22 protein-coding genes are annotated in these 17,442 nt (G+C 30.9%); all 22 read right to left on the minus strand.

Annotation, left to right across the window (positions count from 1 at the left end):
• Positions 1 to 5: 5 nt before the first annotated feature.
• The 22 genes from fliP to flgB all read right to left on the minus strand — a co-directional run bounded on the left by fliP (position 6) and on the right by flgB (position 17,258).
• Positions 6 to 767, minus strand: a complete 762-nt coding sequence (gene fliP / locus RIN63_RS06570) for a flagellar type III secretion system pore protein FliP (RefSeq protein ID WP_310443909.1) — start codon at positions 765 to 767, stop codon at positions 6 to 8.
• Positions 748 to 1,248: a hypothetical protein gene (locus RIN63_RS06575; protein WP_310443910.1), complete on the minus strand. Its 501-nt coding sequence runs from the start codon at positions 1,246 to 1,248 to the stop codon at positions 748 to 750. The genes fliP and RIN63_RS06575 overlap by 20 nt, the downstream gene beginning before the upstream one ends.
• Positions 1,249 to 1,252: 4 nt before the next feature.
• Entirely contained in the window at positions 1,253 to 1,615 is a 363-nt protein-coding gene (locus RIN63_RS06580) for a response regulator (RefSeq protein WP_310443911.1), read from the minus strand.
• A 15-nt stretch (positions 1,616 to 1,630) separates the two neighbouring features.
• On the minus strand, positions 1,631 to 2,845 hold the full coding sequence (gene fliY / locus RIN63_RS06585; RefSeq protein WP_310443912.1) for a flagellar motor switch phosphatase FliY: 1,215 nt from the start codon (positions 2,843 to 2,845) through the stop codon (positions 1,631 to 1,633).
• The gene (fliM, locus tag RIN63_RS06590) at positions 2,835 to 3,833 is read right to left on the minus strand and encodes a flagellar motor switch protein FliM (RefSeq protein ID WP_310443913.1); all 999 of its coding nucleotides are present in this window, start codon (positions 3,831 to 3,833) and stop codon (positions 2,835 to 2,837) included. The genes fliY and fliM overlap by 11 nt, the downstream gene beginning before the upstream one ends.
• A gap of 13 nt (positions 3,834 to 3,846) precedes the next feature.
• Positions 3,847 to 4,263: a flagellar basal body-associated FliL family protein gene (fliL, locus tag RIN63_RS06595; protein ID WP_310443914.1), complete on the minus strand. Its 417-nt coding sequence runs from the start codon at positions 4,261 to 4,263 to the stop codon at positions 3,847 to 3,849.
• A gap of 22 nt (positions 4,264 to 4,285) precedes the next feature.
• On the minus strand, positions 4,286 to 5,008 hold the full coding sequence (locus tag RIN63_RS06600) for a flagellar motor protein MotB (RefSeq protein WP_310443915.1): 723 nt from the start codon (positions 5,006 to 5,008) through the stop codon (positions 4,286 to 4,288).
• Positions 5,008 to 5,793 carry a motility protein A gene (locus RIN63_RS06605; RefSeq protein WP_310443916.1) on the minus strand — a complete coding sequence of 262 codons (786 nt, stop codon included), beginning with the start codon at positions 5,791 to 5,793 and terminating at the stop codon, positions 5,008 to 5,010. The genes RIN63_RS06600 and RIN63_RS06605 overlap by 1 nt, the downstream gene beginning before the upstream one ends.
• Positions 5,794 to 5,796: 3 nt before the next feature.
• Positions 5,797 to 6,009 (minus strand): flagellar FlbD family protein, encoded by a 213-nt coding sequence (locus RIN63_RS06610; RefSeq protein WP_310443917.1) that lies wholly within the window; start codon positions 6,007 to 6,009, stop codon positions 5,797 to 5,799.
• A 57-nt stretch (positions 6,010 to 6,066) separates the two neighbouring features.
• Positions 6,067 to 7,440 (minus strand): flagellar hook protein FlgE, encoded by a 1,374-nt coding sequence (locus RIN63_RS06615; protein ID WP_310443918.1) that lies wholly within the window; start codon positions 7,438 to 7,440, stop codon positions 6,067 to 6,069.
• Positions 7,441 to 7,518: 78 nt separating this feature from the next.
• Positions 7,519 to 7,899, minus strand: a complete 381-nt coding sequence (locus RIN63_RS06620; protein ID WP_310443919.1) for a TIGR02530 family flagellar biosynthesis protein — start codon at positions 7,897 to 7,899, stop codon at positions 7,519 to 7,521.
• 35 nt (positions 7,900 to 7,934) lie between these two features.
• Positions 7,935 to 8,327 carry a flagellar hook capping FlgD N-terminal domain-containing protein gene (locus RIN63_RS06625; RefSeq protein ID WP_310443920.1) on the minus strand — a complete coding sequence of 131 codons (393 nt, stop codon included), beginning with the start codon at positions 8,325 to 8,327 and terminating at the stop codon, positions 7,935 to 7,937.
• Positions 8,328 to 8,339: 12 nt separating this feature from the next.
• The gene (locus RIN63_RS06630; protein ID WP_310443921.1) at positions 8,340 to 9,677 is read right to left on the minus strand and encodes a flagellar hook-length control protein FliK; all 1,338 of its coding nucleotides are present in this window, start codon (positions 9,675 to 9,677) and stop codon (positions 8,340 to 8,342) included.
• 34 nt (positions 9,678 to 9,711) lie between these two features.
• A complete protein-coding gene (locus RIN63_RS06635; protein ID WP_310443922.1) occupies positions 9,712 to 10,959 on the minus strand; it encodes a hypothetical protein in 1,248 nt (415 codons plus the stop codon).
• A gap of 14 nt (positions 10,960 to 10,973) precedes the next feature.
• Complete coding sequence (gene fliJ / locus RIN63_RS06640; RefSeq protein WP_310444106.1) at positions 10,974 to 11,417, minus strand: flagellar export protein FliJ; 444 nt, start codon at positions 11,415 to 11,417, stop codon at positions 10,974 to 10,976.
• Positions 11,418 to 11,426: 9 nt separating this feature from the next.
• Positions 11,427 to 12,758 (minus strand): flagellar protein export ATPase FliI, encoded by a 1,332-nt coding sequence (fliI, locus tag RIN63_RS06645; protein WP_310443923.1) that lies wholly within the window; start codon positions 12,756 to 12,758, stop codon positions 11,427 to 11,429.
• A gap of 4 nt (positions 12,759 to 12,762) precedes the next feature.
• Positions 12,763 to 13,542, minus strand: a complete 780-nt coding sequence (locus RIN63_RS06650; RefSeq protein WP_310443924.1) for a FliH/SctL family protein — start codon at positions 13,540 to 13,542, stop codon at positions 12,763 to 12,765.
• Positions 13,535 to 14,539: a flagellar motor switch protein FliG gene (gene fliG, locus RIN63_RS06655; RefSeq protein WP_310443925.1), complete on the minus strand. Its 1,005-nt coding sequence runs from the start codon at positions 14,537 to 14,539 to the stop codon at positions 13,535 to 13,537. The genes RIN63_RS06650 and fliG overlap by 8 nt, the downstream gene beginning before the upstream one ends.
• Before the next feature lie 12 nt (positions 14,540 to 14,551).
• On the minus strand, positions 14,552 to 16,087 hold the full coding sequence (gene fliF / locus RIN63_RS06660; RefSeq protein WP_310443926.1) for a flagellar basal-body MS-ring/collar protein FliF: 1,536 nt from the start codon (positions 16,085 to 16,087) through the stop codon (positions 14,552 to 14,554).
• Between the two features lie 25 nt (positions 16,088 to 16,112).
• The gene (fliE, locus tag RIN63_RS06665) at positions 16,113 to 16,409 is read right to left on the minus strand and encodes a flagellar hook-basal body complex protein FliE (protein WP_310443927.1); all 297 of its coding nucleotides are present in this window, start codon (positions 16,407 to 16,409) and stop codon (positions 16,113 to 16,115) included.
• 4 nt (positions 16,410 to 16,413) lie between these two features.
• A complete protein-coding gene (gene flgC / locus RIN63_RS06670) occupies positions 16,414 to 16,854 on the minus strand; it encodes a flagellar basal body rod protein FlgC (protein WP_310443928.1) in 441 nt (146 codons plus the stop codon).
• Positions 16,855 to 16,856: 2 nt separating this feature from the next.
• Positions 16,857 to 17,258 (minus strand): flagellar basal body rod protein FlgB, encoded by a 402-nt coding sequence (flgB, locus tag RIN63_RS06675; RefSeq protein ID WP_310443930.1) that lies wholly within the window; start codon positions 17,256 to 17,258, stop codon positions 16,857 to 16,859.
• Positions 17,259 to 17,442: the final 184 nt, after the last annotated feature.

Here is a 17,442-nt window from a genome sequence, read left to right on the forward strand (position 1 = left end):
CACCCCTATTTAAATCCAAGTACTAAGGATTTCACAATCAAATTCCATCCATCTACCAATACAAACAACAATATTTTAAAGGGCAATGATATAATCACTGGAGGCAACATCATCATTCCCATTGCCATTAAAGTACTGGCTACAACCATGTCAATTACTAAAAAAGGTATATAAATAATAAATCCTATTTGAAACGCTGTCTTTAGCTCACTAATAATAAATGCTGGTATAATTACATGTGTAGGTATCTCGTCGATATTGTCTACACCATCAGTATCACTCATACTCAAAAATAAACCTATATCTTTATCTCGAGTTTGTTTAAACATGAAGCTACGTATAGGTTTCATTCCTCTCTCCAAAGCTACATCTTGAGTAATTTCTTCCCTTAAAAAAGGCTGAATAGCTTCATTATTTATATCTGTAGCTATTGGAGCCATTATAAAAAAAGTTAGAAATAAAGATAATCCAATAATAACTTGATTTGGAGGTGTTTGTTGTAACCCTAAAGCACTCCTGATGAATGATAAAGAAATAAGAATTCTTGTAAAGCCAGTCATCATAATCAGAATAGATGGAGCTAATGTAAGAATAGTTAAAACAAAGAGGAGCTGAAGTGAAAATACATAATTTTGAGGTTCATTATTATCTTCTAGTGAAATGTTGTTTCCGAATAATGAAAAATTTGATTCTGCTGAAACAGTAGTAGAAAAAATCATCACTAGAGTAATAATAAAAATAACTATTTTAATACTTTTCTTCATCATTCTCGTCTTCCTTATCTTTATTTGTATAAGATTTATTAAATAAATCTTTTATTTTGCTATGCACCTTATTACTAGTGTTATTCTTATTTAAATGTTTAAGTAGATAATTGTCAAAGTTCTCTAACTCTAAAGAAAAATCATCTTCTTCAATTATATCAATTACATTTGAATTGCCATTTGATGTCAATAAAATATAAATTTTCTTATTAATTTTTACAATCTGTATCTTATAACCATTTTGTATATTCATGACATCTATCAAAGTAGTATATTTACTTCCACCAAATCCCTTATAATTCTTAGCAATTAGTCTTGTGCCATATAAACTCAAGATAATAACTAATACAAACATTGCTAAATAAAAAACAAGTTGGAAGACAATCTTTGTTAAAGATATGTCTTCATATCCAGTTCCATATACAGGTAAAGAAAATATAACAAAGACAAATGAAAACAATAATACATTAAAAATTTTTTTCATTCTATTAACTAAGAGCCTTTTTAACAGCTTCTACAACTCTGTCTGCTTGGAAAGGTTTCACAATAAAGTCCTTTGCTCCAGCTTGTATAGCTTCAATAACCATGGCTTGCTGTCCCATAGCAGAACACATTACTATTTTAGCACTATTGCTAATCTTTTTAATTTCTTTGACAGCTTGAATACCGTCCATCTCAGGCATGGTAATATCCATAATAACTAAGTCAGGATTTAACTCTTTGAATTTTTCTATAGCTTTCAGCCCATTATCAGCCTCTCCAAGTATTACAAATCCATTTTTTGATAAAATATCCTTTATCATCATTCTCATAAATGATGCATCATCTACGATTAAAATTCCATTTGCCATTTCAAAACCTCCTGTTTATACTTTCTCAATAATTTTTTTGTTCGAATTTTCTATTTCTGTTACTCTAACACCAAAATTATCATCAATAACTATGACTTCACCTTTAGCAATGTATTTACCATTGGCATAAATACTTAACGCTTCTCCTACTAACTTGTCCAATTCTAAAACAGTTCCTTGTCCAAGCTCTAATATCTCACCAATTCTCTTACTTGTCCTACCTAATTCGACAGTAATTTCCACTGGAATATCTCCTACTAAATCAAGAGATTCATTATATACTAGATTAGGATTCTCCTCAAAAGTCTGAAATTCTGGTTTTGTTATAATTACTTTTTCTTCTTTCCTACTAATACCATTATAACCAACATTTGTCGTTCTATCAACAGGTCTTGAATAGTTTTGGGAAATATTGTGTCGTTTTTCCTCTTTATTTGCTAAAGAAGGTTCCTTGAAGCTTATATTTTCTGGTTCACTTATGAAATCTGGTACAACTACATCATTATTAGAACTAGATGTACTCATCAAGCTATCCACCAAATGTTTTCCAAACTCTAAAGGTATTAACTGCATAATATTACTATCTATTATATCTCCAATTACCATCTTAAAAGAAATCTTAATAATTGAAGAATTTGAACTTAATAAATCTATTTGATTTTTCCCCTCTGCAAGAGTCATTTCCAAAGATCTCGGAGGCTCAATGTCAATTTTTTTCATAAACATTTCGGATAGTGAAGTTGAAGCGGATCCCATCATTTGATTCATAGCTTCACTTACGGCACTTAAATCTAATTCAGTCAACTCTCTTGTAGTATCAAAATCATCTTTACCCATCATTAAATCAGTAATTATTTTGGCATCATTAGAGTCTAGAATTAGAACATTTGAACCCTGTAAACCAGCCTTATAGCTCACATCTATAGCCACAAGAGGTAACTTGTATTCATCCGCTAAATCATCAGCAGTTGTTATTATTACTTTTGGAGTAGTTATACTTACCTTTTTATTTAATAATGTCGATAAAGTAGTAGCTGCAGTTCCCATACTTATATTACCAATTTCACCTAATGCATCAATTTCTAGTATCGACAATATATCTTCATTATTATTGTCAATGTTATTTTCATTATCATCTTCGTCTTCATAGAAATCAACCTTAACATCATTATTTGAATCACCTTTTAACAAAGCATCAATTTCTTCTTGAGATAACATATCACTTGCCATTAATAATTTCACCATCCTTTACGACTTCAACTATTTTTACAGCCATTCTGTTATTCATAGCACCCATCTCACCTTTAAATTTTACATTACTCCCTACCTTTATAGAAATAGTATTATTTTCACTGCTGTCTAATCTAATAACATCTCCAATATGAAGATTAACAATATCTCTTACAGGAGCAATGGTTGAGCCTAATTGTGCTACCATCGGTACTCTAGTTTGTAAAATTCTCTCTTTAATTACTTTTTCTTCTACTATAGAGTGCTTTTCAGTAGAACTACTAAACCAAAACTTAGTATTTAACTTATCAAGAACTGGTTCCAATAATATATATGGGATGCAAATATTCATCATTCCTTCTGACTGACCAATTTCAATACTCATAGTAATTAAGGCTATTGTTTCGTTTGGTGGGACTATTTGAGCGAATTGAGGATTAGTTTCAATTTTATCTAAAGATGGTTTCAATTCAATAACATTTGTCCATGCTTCCTTAAAGTCTATTACTATTTTTTGCATCATATTTTTTAATAAAGATAGTTCTATTTCAGTAAAATTTCTTGTATCTTGTTTTTGTGACCCGTCTCCGCCTAGTAGCCTATCAATTATAGTGTAGATAATATTTGTTGATATATCTATTAGTATCTCTCCATTTAAAGGACTGAAATCAATAATACTTAGAAAAGCAGGATTAGATAATGCATTACTAAATTCACTATAGGCAAATTGGTCTACTGTTAATATAGTAATCTTTACTGGCGCCCGTAGATATCCTGTCAAAAATGTTTGCATAAATCTACTAAAATTCTCATGTATAGTTTCTAAAGTTCTTAACTGTTCTTTAGAGATTTTCTGTGGATTTTTAAAATCATATTTTCTTGTCTTCTTTGAATTATCAACTTCTTTAATTTCTTCAACATCTACTTCACCAGTACTTAAAGCATTGAGAAGGGCATCAATCTCACTTTGTGACATTACTTCAGACAATTGGCTCCCTCCTTTATTGAATTATAAAATCATTAAAATATATATTAATTATACTCTCATCATCAAACAATTTTACTATATTTGTCTTAATTTTATTTTGTAAATCAATTTGTCCTTCTTCTCCTCTTAATTCTTCTTCTGTTAAGTTAGTAATTATCTTATTTACTTCATCCCTTACTAAAAATTGTTTTTCAGTTAGGTTCTCAAGTGTTGTTTCACTTACAGTCTCTATTGTAATCTTAGTTTTTAATATTCTTTTACTGTCTTTAATATTACAATATAGATCTTCTAAGGTAATGGTATAGGTTTCAACCTTTTTTCCCTTTTCTTCTCCAGAATTTCTTGGAAAGAAGAATATGCCCACAGCTATACCACCAATTAATGCTACTAATAAAACTAAAACAATTATTATAGTAGTGTTCTTCGACATATTACCACTCCATTCTATTTTACTATGGCTCTAGTTCCTCATAAACATCTCTTAATATAACAATGTCTACCCTTCTGTTCTTTCCCTTGTTTTCAATTGTATCATTAGGGGCTATCCCTCTATAATAACTATACCCTGCAGAAGATACTCTGCCTCCATCTATTTTTTCTACTTCAACTAAATATCTTAATACATTTGTTGCTCTTGCAGAAGACAATTCCCAGTTTGTAGGAAACTTAGGAGATCTAATGATTGGGTCTGAATCTGTATGACCCTCAATTTTTATCTGTTTGTTTACAAATTCTTCTCTATTAAGTATCTCCGATACAGATTTCAAAATTTCTAATGATTCCTTTTTAATATCTGCACTACCAGAATCAAAGAAAACATTGTCCATAAATCTAATTACGATTCCTCGCTCCTCAGGCTGAATTATGATTCTATCTCCTAACCCCAGAGTGTCAGCGTACTCCTCTAAATCCGCTAGAAGATCTTGAAGTTCAGATTCCACATCTAAACTATCTTGAATCGGAATTAAAGGAGAATCCATGGTAGTCCCTCCACTTAAAACACCAGCACCGCCTTGAAAACTAATCATAATTGCCTTAAACTTTTCAGCATCAATAGCAGAAAAAGAAAATAATAATACAAAGAAACATAAAAGTAAAGTAACCAAATCACTATATGTAGTAAGCCATTCTGGGGCTCCACCACCTGATTCTTCCCGTCTTTTTCTTCTCGCCATTACGCTCCCTCTTTCTCTGAAACCTTTTTAAATTCTTTTCTTAAATCTGGTGGTATAAAGGTCTTTAGTTTTTCTTCTATAATTCTTGGATTTTCACCTGCTTGTATGGATAATAATCCCTCAATCATTAGTTCTTTTACTAAAACCTCTGATTTACTTCTAATATTTAATTTTTTAGCTAAAGGTAAAAATATTATATTAGCTAAAGCGGAACCGTAAAAGGTTGTAATTAGTGCTACAGACATCTGAGGTCCTACACTAGATACATCATCCAAAGTTTTTAACATATTTACTAGACCAATAAGAGTACCAATCATTCCAAAAGCTGGTGCAAAGGCGCCCATGGATTCCAGCATCCCTTGTCCTTGACTATGTCTTTCTTCAAGGAATACTAACTCTGTTTCTAGAATATTTCGTACAAGTTCTGGATCAGTACCATCTACAATTAACATAATACCCTTTTTTAGGAATTCATCATCTAATTTGGAACCATATTCTTCCAGTGATAGCAGACCTTCTTTTCTTGCAACATTTGCAAGAGAAATAATTTCTTGTATTATTCCATTGACTGAAATTTCCTTGTGTAAAAATGCTTTTTGAAATACTTTACCAATCCCTGATAAAGTATTCATAGGATAAGCTAACAAAGTTGCTGCAAGTGTGCCCCCTAGGGTAATAACTATAGATGGGAAATCATAATATGACCCTAAATCTCCAGAAACCATAATACCCCATAAAGTGAAGCCAATACCTAAAAATAGCCCTAATATCGTCGATATATCCAATTACTACACCTCGTTTCCATCATATCTTCTTTCAAAATTATGAATCATTGCCTTATAACTAGCTACTTTATTTATTACTTCATCCACAGAATCAGTAACTACAATTTTTTGTCCATTAGTAAGAGTAATAACAGTATCTGGAGTTTCTTCGATATATAGAATAAGCTCACTATTTACAACAAATTCCTTATCATTTAGTCTCTTTACTTTAATCACTAGTATCCCACCTTTGTATGGAATAGGGTAGATAGAGACCTACCCTATTCTGTTAAATTATCTCTTCATATTTACTAATTCTTGTAACATTTCATCTGAAGTTGTTATGATTCTAGAATTTGCTTGGAATCCTCTTTGTGTAGTTATCATCTCTGTAAATTCAAGGGAAATATCTACATTAGACATCTCAAGTGTTCCAGGGCTTATAGCTCCAAATCCGCTAACACCAGCACTACCAAGCTGTGCTTCCCCTGAATTCCTTGTATCAATAAAGAAGTTACTTCCTAGCTTTTGAAGTCCCATTGGGTTATCAAATTTAGCTAACATAATTTGTCCTAATGCCTTTCTTTCCCCATTAGTAAATACTCCAATAACTGTCCCTGTGGCGTCAATAGAGAATCCTTCAAGAGAACCTGATGTATTGCCATTTTGGGCATATGGTTTAATGTCCATTTCATTCGCATATTGAGTCAGACTTTTAGTTGTATCAGGATTATTTGGGTCAAATAATGTTATATCTTTAAATGTTGCTGAAAGAGGAGCTGATGGAGTTATTGTTCCACCGTCTTTATCTCTGTCAAATTGAACACCATTTAAATTAAGTTTTATTTCTGCTATTGCGTCAGCAACACCACCAACTGATGTTAATTTTCCATTTGAATTAAATGTTATATCTAGTAGGTTTCCAGGTATTGGATCAGTTGCTGATTCTGTATAGTTTCCTGTAGCCATATCTGTAACTCTCTTAACAGACATTTGCCATTTATGATCTAGTGTGGTGCTATCTACTGACTCTTTCTTCATTTCAAATGTTACTTTATAAGAATTTCCAAGAGAATCCACTACAACAGTATCTATTAGATGCCCATCTTTACTTAAATCAATTTCAGTATTGGAATCTAAGTTTCCTCTAAAGTGAATTAACTCTGTAGCTGTTGGAGCCTTTGTTTCCGACTTATTTATCCTTATATTTGTTACATCTGTCAATATCTTTCCGTCTTCATCTGCTGCATATCCTAAGACCTTATATCCGTCTGCAGTTACTAAATTTCCATCTCCATCTACAGCAAAATTACCTGCTCTTGTATAATATCTGTTGTTAAAATTTACATCATCTGATACTATAAAAAAGCCTTCCCCATCTATCATTAGATCTGTAGGGTTATCTGTTCTTTGTCCAGGTCCTACTGTGTGTATTGTAGAGATTGAACCTATTGCTGCACCCATACCTACTTGCTGAGGGTTTGTACCACCCTTGCCACCAGTTGGTGCACTAGCCCCTCTTACAACTTGACTAAATACCTCTTGAAATGTAACTTGTCCTTTTTTAAATCCAACAGTATTAACATTGGCTATATTGTTACCAATTGTATCCATCTTGCCTTGATGTATTCTCAAACCTGATACGGCTGAGTACATTGACCTCATCATGATTTCATACCTCCATTTTATTTAGCAGTTTTAGACCTTCTATCAGTCGGGCCTAAATAACTTCCTTATAAGGTCCAGTTATATAATTACTGCTCCATCAATATTTGTAAATACATTATCTTTTAATTGTTCTCTATTAACAGTTGTAATTATTGTTTTGCTATTAACACTTGCAATAAATGCTTTGTCGTCTAGTAGTATCAATGCTTCTTTGACACCTTTAGTTTTTGCCTTATGAATAGCAGTTTCTAATCTATTCATATCTTCTGTACTTAAATTCACATTTCTGCTATTTAATCTCTCTACTGCATGTTTAGAAAACTTTATTTGCTCATCCTTGCTTTTAATTCTCTCTAAAATTTGGTTAAAATCCTTAGTAGAACTATTTTGCTGTGTATTTTTTAATGCTGCTGAATTAATTAATCGATTTTCAAGCTGTCTAATATCTATTTTGTTCATTCTACCAACTCCATATTAATCTTCAATTGTATTACTTACTCAGATGTGTTTTCATCAACTGGATCTTTAATCATATAAGCGTCCATTGCTTTTCGAATGTTCGTAATCTCTTTTAATATCTCTACATTCGCTTGTATTTGATTAGTATTCATGAGATCCAATGAATCAAGCATCTCTTCTGATTTACCATCCATTGTCTTGTTTAAAGTTTGCATTTGCTCCAATGAAGAAAATTGTGCTAACTGTGCAATAAACTCTCTATCCTCCATAGGGTTTAGTGGATCTTGATTAGATAATTGTGTTGTCAAAAGTCTTAAAAAAGCATCCTTATCCAAATCATTTTTTGCAGTCTTGGTTTTGTTGGTATTTGAGTTATTATCAGTTGCTGCAAATTTATAAATATATTCTTTATCATTATTTACTTCCATTTAGTTCTCCTCCTAGGCAAATAAGTTTAAGCTGTTTTCAGAATATGAATCTATTACTTTACTTCTACCTTCTATGGAATAGTCTTCATAATCAGCAATCTTTTTATTATCTTGGGACTTAATTTTGATTTTCTTAGCATTCTGGTTGAATTTAAATTGACCAGAGTTATGTTTATCAAAATCACTTCCACTTCCAACAAAAACTTCAAATGTCTTTATTTCTAGACCTGTATCTTTTATTCCTTCTTTAAGTTGGAACAAATTTGTCTCAATAGCTTCCTTAGTTCTTTGATTATCTACCATTACTTTGGCAATTACTTCTCCCTTAATAACCTCTATATTCATAGTTAGTTCACCTAATGCTTCAGGCTTTAGGCTGATTTTAATTTCATTCTTTAAATCAGAGAAGTTTATTTTTACTTTGTCAACTATTTGCTCAATAAGGTTATCTCTATTTACTGCAACTGTTTCTTCTTGTTGATTCATCTTACCTTCAACAAATTTTAATCCATTTTTTTCAATGAATACAAAAGGTTTGTCCTGTAATTCAATATCATCTCCACCCTGAGTAGCTACTAATGGGTCTTCTTGGTTTTCTGAGGAATCCTTTGAACTGTTTTGTTGATTAAGATTTTCCATGTCATTTATATCAATTTTATTGGATAAATTAGATGAAAAATCTACTTCTTCAGTTGCAACTTCTTCAGTACTTGATGAATCAACCTTATTAAACAAATTAACAATTCCAGAAGTCTCAACTTCTTTTTTACTCGTTAATTCTACATTCTTATTATCAATATTTAATCTTAAATTATTGTCTGGCTTCTCTTCTAGTTTGCTAATATTTTCTTCATCAAGCGACTTTAATATTGCTTCCTCTGAAATTTCTTTTTCAGCATTTAAATTATCTATTGATTCTGTCTTATGCTCTAACTCTTCATTTTCCACAGAGATATGTGTTTTTAAAGACAAGTCTGTATCTACTTCAAGAGATAGCTCTAGTTCTTCACTTTCTACAGGGATATCTTTGACCACAATTAAATTTGATAGTAGAAGCATTGCATCATCTAATAGGACTTCTTCATTCTCGTGAGTTTCATCAAGCTCTAATTCATCACCATTTATATCATCGATTTTCTTACCTTTACTATCAATATTGCTTAAATTACCAGAGTTCTTAGTATCATTGTATTTTGAAGTTCTATTATTCTCGTTGATGACACTATTTTTACTATTAACAGATTCAATAGTTGAAGAGAAATCTTTTGACTTAATAGGTGATTCTGCTTTAGAGAGATTGTTGGTTGATGGCTTTACTGAATGTTTAAAATCAATTATTTTAACTTCCATATTTTCACCTCCTTCAATATATTTTCTAGATTACTTAATTATTTTCTTTTGGCTTGGCCAAAAGCTGAGTAATCTGAGAAGCCTTATTAGGCTCCATAAAATCTAAAACCTTAGATAAGGTTTGATTTTTCATGTTAGATAATACATCTACAATGATGACACTATCGGATAAATCATATACATTTTCAGAGTTTAACTCTAGTGATGTGATTATGTTGGTACTTGTCATCATTTCTTCGACAATATTTGCTACATTAGAAGGTGACATCTTCTCATAAATTACAACTAAGTCTTTTATTTTAGTGTTATACTCATTTAGAAATTCCATTGCACTGCTTATATCTCTAGTAATATTTGTATCAGACTTTGTTAGTGCTTCTTCCCGTATAATTGCAGAAAACAATTCTTCTAAAAATTTCTCATCTTTTATATTAATTAATAGTTCTGCAGATTTTAATACTGACAAATTTTTATATATAGTACCTAACTTCTCCATATTATAAGTATCAGTATTTCCTATTATATTTAAAGCCATATCTATAGACTTTGTTTCATATAGTTTCCCTAAATCAATTAAAGTATTTTTAGTATTTGTTTTTTCGAAAATAATTCTTTCAATTAATGTTCTTTTATTTTCTTTAAATGCATTTAAAATATAGTTCTTTATTTCATCGTCTGTATAAAAAATAATTTCGCCTAATTTGTCAGTATTTAACTTATCAAGTATATTTAAGAATTCTCTATCAGAGAACCTTTCTTCTGCTTCTAGTATGGATAATAAAATATCTTGTTTTTCAATTCTAGATACCTCTGACAAAAATTGTTCATTTTCGTCTTTCTGAGCATCATCATATAATGAAAACAAAAGATCCTTTCTAAGTTCTATGTTACGTACTTTGATAACTATTTCTTCAGCCTTAGATGTTGAAATAGCATTCATACCCCTAATAAGATCAGTATATAATTTTTCATCATCTTTCTTAATTATATAAATCTTATCTGCAGATATATTTGTGTCCATATCTAAAAAATATCTCGATAAATACTCAATTTTTTCATTTCTCTCTGTCTCTGTCGGGTAATTACGAAAATGTTCTCCTACAACTCCAGGCATTTTCATTAATAAACCTTTTACTTTGGTTTGAAAGGTTTTATTATTAGCGTATATTAAGCTAATAATAGCTAAAGGAACAGCTACAAAAACAACTATTAAAATAGTAAGAATTTTATATCTTTTTTTGCCTTTTTTCTTGACTGTTGTTTCAATCACATCCACATCCATAAACCTACCCCCCGCTATTGAGTGGAAATATTAAATGTTACTATTCCATCAATTACTTTATCTTCTTTTTTCTTAGATTCAGAAAGAAATTCATTATAATCATTTTCCTTTAATTTCTCAAAAGATTTTCTTTCCTGCATTGCAACAAGAAGTTCTTCTTTGGCTTTCTCAAGCTCTTTTTTAATTTCTATAATGATATGTTCTTGATTTTCAATATTTGATGATATATCTTGCAGATAATCATTATATAATTTTAAATTAGCAATACTAATATTGTTAATAGTCTCATTTTTCTCTGTTATTAACTTATTCTTATGAAAGTAAAAACTTTCTAGTATTTCTTCTGCACTAATAAGCTTTTGATTGACATTCCCATATTCTACTTTTTTAAAATTCTCAATGTTTTCCTTATAATTTAAAATTCTCTCAAGCTTGAAACTATATCCTGCCAGTTGAATCTACCTCCACTAATTTAAATTAAGTTTGCTAATGATATTTTCCATCATTTTTAAAGTATCTTCAAATGTTGGTGCAGTATTAGTTTCTTGTTTTAAAAAGTTATTTATGTCATCTATTGAGTCTATAGCAATATCAATTTTTTTGTTTGCACCCTTTTTATATGCACCAATATTAATTAAATCCTCTGCTTCATGGTAAACTGCCATAATATCTTTAATAGAACTTGCCAATTTCATATGTTCTTTGCTTGTAATACTTGGCATTACCCTACTTATACTTGCTAAAATATCGATAGCTGGGTAATGATTCGAATTTGCTATCTTTCTAGATAGAACAATATGTCCATCTAAGATTCCTCTAGCAGTATCAGTTACAGGCTCTGTTAAATCATCACCATCTACTAACACTGTGTACAGACCAGTTATAGTTCCTTTATCAGATGTTCCTGTTCTCTCTAGTAATTTTGGCATCATAGCAAATACAGATGGTGTGAACCCTCTAGTTACAGGTGGTTCACCTATTGCTAATCCAATTTCTCGTTGAGCCAAAGAAAATCTTGTTAATGAATCCATTAGTAGCATTACATTTAATCCTTTGTCCCTAAAATATTCTGCTATAGCTGTTGTTACTAAAGCACCTTTAACTCTAATTAAAGCAGGTTGATCGGATGTTACAACAACTACTACGGATTTTTTTAAACCTTCATCTGTCAAATCATTTTGTAGAAATTCATTAACCTCTCTACCTCTTTCACCAATTAATCCTATTACATTTATGTCTGCTGTACTATTTCGTGAAATCATTCCCATTAAAGTACTCTTACCTACACCTGAACCTGCAAAAATACCTACTCTTTGACCCTTACCACATGTAAGTAGCCCATCTATTGCCCTTACCCCTACAGATAAAGGTTCTTCAATAATACTCCTATCTAATGGACTTGGTGGTGAATTTGATACAGGATAATATTTATTTGACCTAATAGGCCCTAAGCCATCAATTGGATTACCTAATCCATCTAACACTCTTCCTCTTAATTCATCGCCAACATTTACCCTAAGAGTTTTACCACTACCTACAACAACACTTCCACTAGCTATACCTTCCATTTCTCCCAATGGCATAAGAAGTATTTTATCGTCTTTAAAACCTACAACTTCAGATAGCACAGGTTTATTACTTCTATAAGGGTATATATAGCATAACTCCCCAATAGTAGCCATTGGACCATTAGATTCAATAGTAAGTCCTGCGACTTTAGTAATTTTTCCTGTATACTTCATAAATCTTTTATCTTTTACAGCTGTAATATACTTTTGAATATTTATTGTTTTTTCCATTTCATCACTCATTATTTAGTATTGTAGTTAATAATTCCCTTACTTCATCAAGTTGATTCTGTATACTGACATCAATATTTCCCTTAGATGTTTCTAAAATGCAATCTCCTTTTTTAAACGATATATCATATCTAATCACTAACTCTGATATCATGCTTGCCTTAGCTAATATAATATCTTTTGACATTTCTAATATATCGAAATCTTCCTTTGCTACAATGATAGTTAATTTATCAGTTATATCTAAATTTTGAATTCCATTTAGTACTAGATCAATAATGGTGTCACTTTCTTCTTGAATTTTATCATTTATGATTTTTTCATAGATACTCATTACTAATTCTACAATATCTGCTTCTAACTCTTTCAATAAACTATCTTTCTTATTTATATATTGATTTTTAATTTCTAAAGCTTCTTTTATTAAACCCTCGGATATGATTTTCCCTTCATTATATCCTTTATCGTACCCCTGACTTAATCCCAATTCATATCCTTCCTCATGACCTGTTTTATAACCCTCATTATAACCATTATCCTTAGAGTCATTAAATATCACCTTTGATCTTTCATAAGCAGATTCTATCATTAACTCACTTTGTCTCTCCGAATCGTCTATAATCCTTTGGGATTCTGTTCTAGCTTCAGTTATAATTTTTTCACACTCTAAATTAGCTTCATCAATTAGTTTGATCTTAATTTCGTCTTCTATATGATTCGAATTATTTGAATTATGTGAAGGTTCTGTTTGAATCACTCTAAAGGACTTTATTATGCTAGGCAATTATTTCATCTCCTCCTCTAGGAGTAATTATTTCTCCATCCTCTTCAAGCTTCCTAATTATATTAACAATATTCTGTTGAGCGTCTTCCATATCTCTAATACGAACTGGTCCCATAAACTCTATATCTTCTTTTATCATTTCTACTAAACGTTTTGACATATTTGCAAATATAATACTCTTAACTTCCTCACTTGCCCCTTTAAGAGCAATAGCCCATTGAGAATTGTCAATTTCTCTGGTAATCCTTTGAATACTTCTATTGTCAAGAGTAATAATATCCTCAAATACAAACATTCTTCTTCTTATCTCCTCACTTAACTCTGCATCTCTCATGTCTAAGTCTTCCATAATAAATTTCTCAGTACCTCTGTCTACAGAATTAAGGATGTCAACAACAGCTTGTACTCCACCAGTAATTGTAAAATCTTGTTCTAAAATATTGGAGAATTTGTTTTCTAAAACACTTTCAATTTCTCTAACAACTTCTGGAGATGTTCTATCCATTATTGCAATTCTCCTAGTAACATCTGCCTGTTTTTCCGCTGGTAAACTGGCTAGAATTTGAGCTGATTGAGCAGGTCCTAAATAAGATAATATTAAAGCTATAGTTTGAGGATGCTCATTCTGTATATAGTTTAATAGTTGATTTGGATCAGCTTTTCTAATGAATTCAAAGGGTCTAACATGAAGGGACGAAGTTAACTTGTTAATTATATCTAGTGCTTTGTCCGATCCCAGTGCTCTTTCTAATACATCTTTAGCATAGTTGATTCCGCCCTCTGAGATATATTCTTGAGCTAAACAAATCTGGTAAAATTCTTCTATAACCAATTGTTTTTCATCAGGCGAAACCATCCTCATATTAGCAATTTGTAGGGTTAATTCTTCTATTTCTTCATCATTTAAATGTTTAAATACCTCAGCGGATTTTTGTGGCCCCAAAGCTATTAGTAATATTGCTACTTTTTCTTTCCCGCTAAATTGTCTTTTAGACATATTTAATCGCTCCTATTCATTTAACCAATTTCTAAGCAACTGAGCAACCGATTCCGGCTTCTTCTCAATAAAATTATCTATTTGAGCCTTCATTTTAGATTCTTCAGCATCAAAGTCAATGTCTGCAACATCTAATTCATTAGAAGACACTTCTTGTAACAATCTTGCCATCTCTTCCTCAGCGGCTATGGCAGCTTTTCTAGCTTTTGCTCTTGAATATAAGATTACTATAATTATAGCTATTAACAATAAAATAAATGCAAATATTCCAATATATAACCACTTATTTGATTCTTCTAAAACAGTAATAATATCACTATTTTGCTTGTTAAAGCTCGCTGCTTTAACTTGAACTTGTTTTGTATCCAAACCAGTTGCAGCAAATATTAAATCAGAAAATTCCTTTTCTCTTTCCGGAGTTAATTCTCCTTCCATTAGAGAATCTTTATTTAACAGTACTGCTACAGTAATACTTTCAACTTGTCCCGGTGCTTTCCTTATTTCTTTATTTATCTCATTAAGCTCATTATTTATAATTCTACTTACTTTATCATATCTACTAGTACTATTATTTAGCATCTGATAATCTTCCACATTAGTTTCTGTTCCTGGAACTCCACCCTCTACTCCTCCTACCATATGTTCCTCAACTTCTTCAAGGGAACGAATCAATCCTTCTTCATTTCCTTCTATAGGTGGAGAAAATTCAACTATTGTAGTTTGTTCTATATCCATGTTAATTTTAACGCTAGACATTACATCTACATTGCCAGATCCTACAATATTCTCTAAAAATTTTCTTATACTTTCATTAATCTTTGTCTCTAAATTTTGTTTGATTCCGAATTGGTCTACATCAAATACATCTTCGGTATTTTCTTCACCCAATAGCCTGCCTTCATCATCTACAACTCTAACATTCTCTGGATCCATATTTGTTGAACCGGCAACAAGATGCTTTATTGCATTTACTTTTTCAGTAGATAATTGCTTATTAGTACTTTTTACAATAAAGACAGAAGCTGTTGTTTTGTTATTCTCATCATTATTTAACACAAAATTTGTTGTTTCTTTTTCATCCACATAAACTTGCGCACTTTGAACTCCGTCTATCTCAGATATAGTAGATGCTAATTCACTCTCTAATGCTTTTTTCATTCTTTGCTTTTTATCATAATCAGTCATTGTCCAACTGCTATCACTAAAGGCATCCATAAATGTATATCCTTCTTTTGGCAAACCATAAGTAGCTAGCTCAATTTTAATACGATTTTTATTCTCTGCTGGGACTAATATACTCTTCTGATCATTACCAGATTTCCAAGGCGTCCCCATCTCATCTAATTTGCTAGTAATTTGCCCCATATCTTTAAGACTTAAATCACCATATAAAACCTCATATTTTGTTCGTGTTAGACTAAGTATAAGTGTAGTTATAACAAAAATAATCAGTATACTAGCTAAAACTAGAGTAATTCTTTTTTTCTTATCCATTCCATTCCAATATTCAGTTAATTGTAGACTTATTTTATGTATAGATTCCTGCACTATTGCACCCCATCTCTAATTCTTATTAAATCTGAATTCTTAATATTTCTTTATAAGCTTCTACGATTTTATTTCTTATGCTTAGAGTGATTTGCAGAGCAACATCAGCTTTTTCAGAAGCAATAGATAAATCATGTAAATTGTCAACCTCACCTAAAGCTAACATCCTTTTATACTCAGTACTATCTACTTGCATTTGATTAACCTGGTTTAAAGCAGTACTTAAAAAATTGCCGAAAGATTCTTTGTCTTTAGAATTGTTTGATATCTTTTCTCCCTGATTCCCTAGATTAAATAAATTATTAACTCTATTTACTTCCATCTACTTACCTCCTACCAATTTCTAATGCTTTCATAAGCATTGATTTAGATGCATTCATTGCAGTAATATTAGCATCATAAGATCTCTGGGCACTTATTAAATCAACCATTTCTTTAACCACATCAACATTTGGCATTTTTACATATCCGTTCTCATCAGCATCTGGATGACCAGGTTCATAAACCAGCTTAAAAGGTGAATCATCTTCTACAATCTTACTAATCTTTACACCCTTTTCATTATTGTCATCTTTGAACTTTGATAAATATTCAGAAAATGGAGTTCTTTTATTCTCTGTAAAGACAGCCATTTGTCTTCTGTATGGAAGCCCCCCTGTGCTCCTTGTGGTATTTGCATTGGCCATATTTTTTGCTATTATGTCGATTCTAGTTTTCTCAGCAGTTAGAGCAGTTGCAGATATATTTATTGAATTAAATATACTCATAATTACTTACTCCCTTCAGTAATAACATTTTTAATTTTATCAAATTCACTTGTTACTTGTTTTATTAATGCCTCGTACATAATAGTATTCTTAGCTAAATCAGCAGATTCAGTATCAATGTTAACATTATTCCCATCTATTCTATAAGATAATGACTTGTCCACTGAAATACTTGGTGAAAATTTATCCGTGCCCCTTGTAATATGTTTTTCATTAGTTTTGGTTAGGTTAATCCTTTGACTAGCAATAGAATTTTTTAATTGGTCTTCAAAAGACACTATTTTTCTCTTGTAATTTGGAGTATTCTCATTAGCAATATTATTACTAATTATTTTGTTTCTCTCCCATGTACCGTCTAAGGCCTTCTTATAAAAGTCAACATTATTATAAATCCCTTTTAACATGAAATCACCTCTTATCTTCTAATAATACTATAATACACTAAAACGATAAATTATTCTACAATTTTAGACTAAATAATTGCTAATTTATATAATAAGATAATTATTACATAGAGTGGTATATATTTGCAACTATAAATTGACAATTATATACAAATTCACCCCAAAGTCCCATTTCACTATTGTC

This window comes from Tissierella sp. (genome assembly GCF_031460495.1).
Classification (GTDB): domain Bacteria; phylum Bacillota; class Clostridia; order Tissierellales; family Tissierellaceae; genus JAVKTS01.

What these genes read in the sequence shown, in the direction of transcription:
- fliE (WP_310443927.1), bottom strand. Translation starts at nt 16,409, where the DNA reads ATGGAAGTAAATAGAGTTAATAATTTATTTAATCTAGGGAATCAGGGA.
- RIN63_RS06630 (WP_310443921.1), bottom strand. Translation starts at nt 9,677, where the DNA reads ATGGAAGTTAAAATAATTGATTTTAAACATTCAGTAAAGCCATCAACC.
- fliP (WP_310443909.1), bottom strand. Translation starts at nt 767, where the DNA reads ATGATGAAGAAAAGTATTAAAATAGTTATTTTTATTATTACTCTAGTG.
- RIN63_RS06600 (WP_310443915.1), bottom strand. Translation starts at nt 5,008, where the DNA reads ATGGCGAGAAGAAAAAGACGGGAAGAATCAGGTGGTGGAGCCCCAGAA.
- RIN63_RS06635 (WP_310443922.1), bottom strand. Translation starts at nt 10,959, where the DNA reads ATGGATGTGGATGTGATTGAAACAACAGTCAAGAAAAAAGGCAAAAAA.
- RIN63_RS06625 (WP_310443920.1), bottom strand. Translation starts at nt 8,327, where the DNA reads ATGGAAGTAAATAATGATAAAGAATATATTTATAAATTTGCAGCAACT.
- fliL (WP_310443914.1), bottom strand. Translation starts at nt 4,263, where the DNA reads ATGTCGAAGAACACTACTATAATAATTGTTTTAGTTTTATTAGTAGCA.
- RIN63_RS06620 (WP_310443919.1), bottom strand. Translation starts at nt 7,899, where the DNA reads ATGAACAAAATAGATATTAGACAGCTTGAAAATCGATTAATTAATTCA.
- fliG (WP_310443925.1), bottom strand. Translation starts at nt 14,539, where the DNA reads ATGTCTAAAAGACAATTTAGCGGGAAAGAAAAAGTAGCAATATTACTA.
- RIN63_RS06580 (WP_310443911.1), bottom strand. Translation starts at nt 1,615, where the DNA reads ATGGCAAATGGAATTTTAATCGTAGATGATGCATCATTTATGAGAATG.
- RIN63_RS06615 (WP_310443918.1), bottom strand. Translation starts at nt 7,440, where the DNA reads ATGATGAGGTCAATGTACTCAGCCGTATCAGGTTTGAGAATACATCAA.
- flgB (WP_310443930.1), bottom strand. Translation starts at nt 17,258, where the DNA reads ATGTTAAAAGGGATTTATAATAATGTTGACTTTTATAAGAAGGCCTTA.
- fliI (WP_310443923.1), bottom strand. Translation starts at nt 12,758, where the DNA reads ATGGAAAAAACAATAAATATTCAAAAGTATATTACAGCTGTAAAAGAT.
- fliY (WP_310443912.1), bottom strand. Translation starts at nt 2,845, where the DNA reads ATGGCAAGTGATATGTTATCTCAAGAAGAAATTGATGCTTTGTTAAAA.
- RIN63_RS06575 (WP_310443910.1), bottom strand. Translation starts at nt 1,248, where the DNA reads ATGAAAAAAATTTTTAATGTATTATTGTTTTCATTTGTCTTTGTTATA.
- flgC (WP_310443928.1), bottom strand. Translation starts at nt 16,854, where the DNA reads ATGAGTATATTTAATTCAATAAATATATCTGCAACTGCTCTAACTGCT.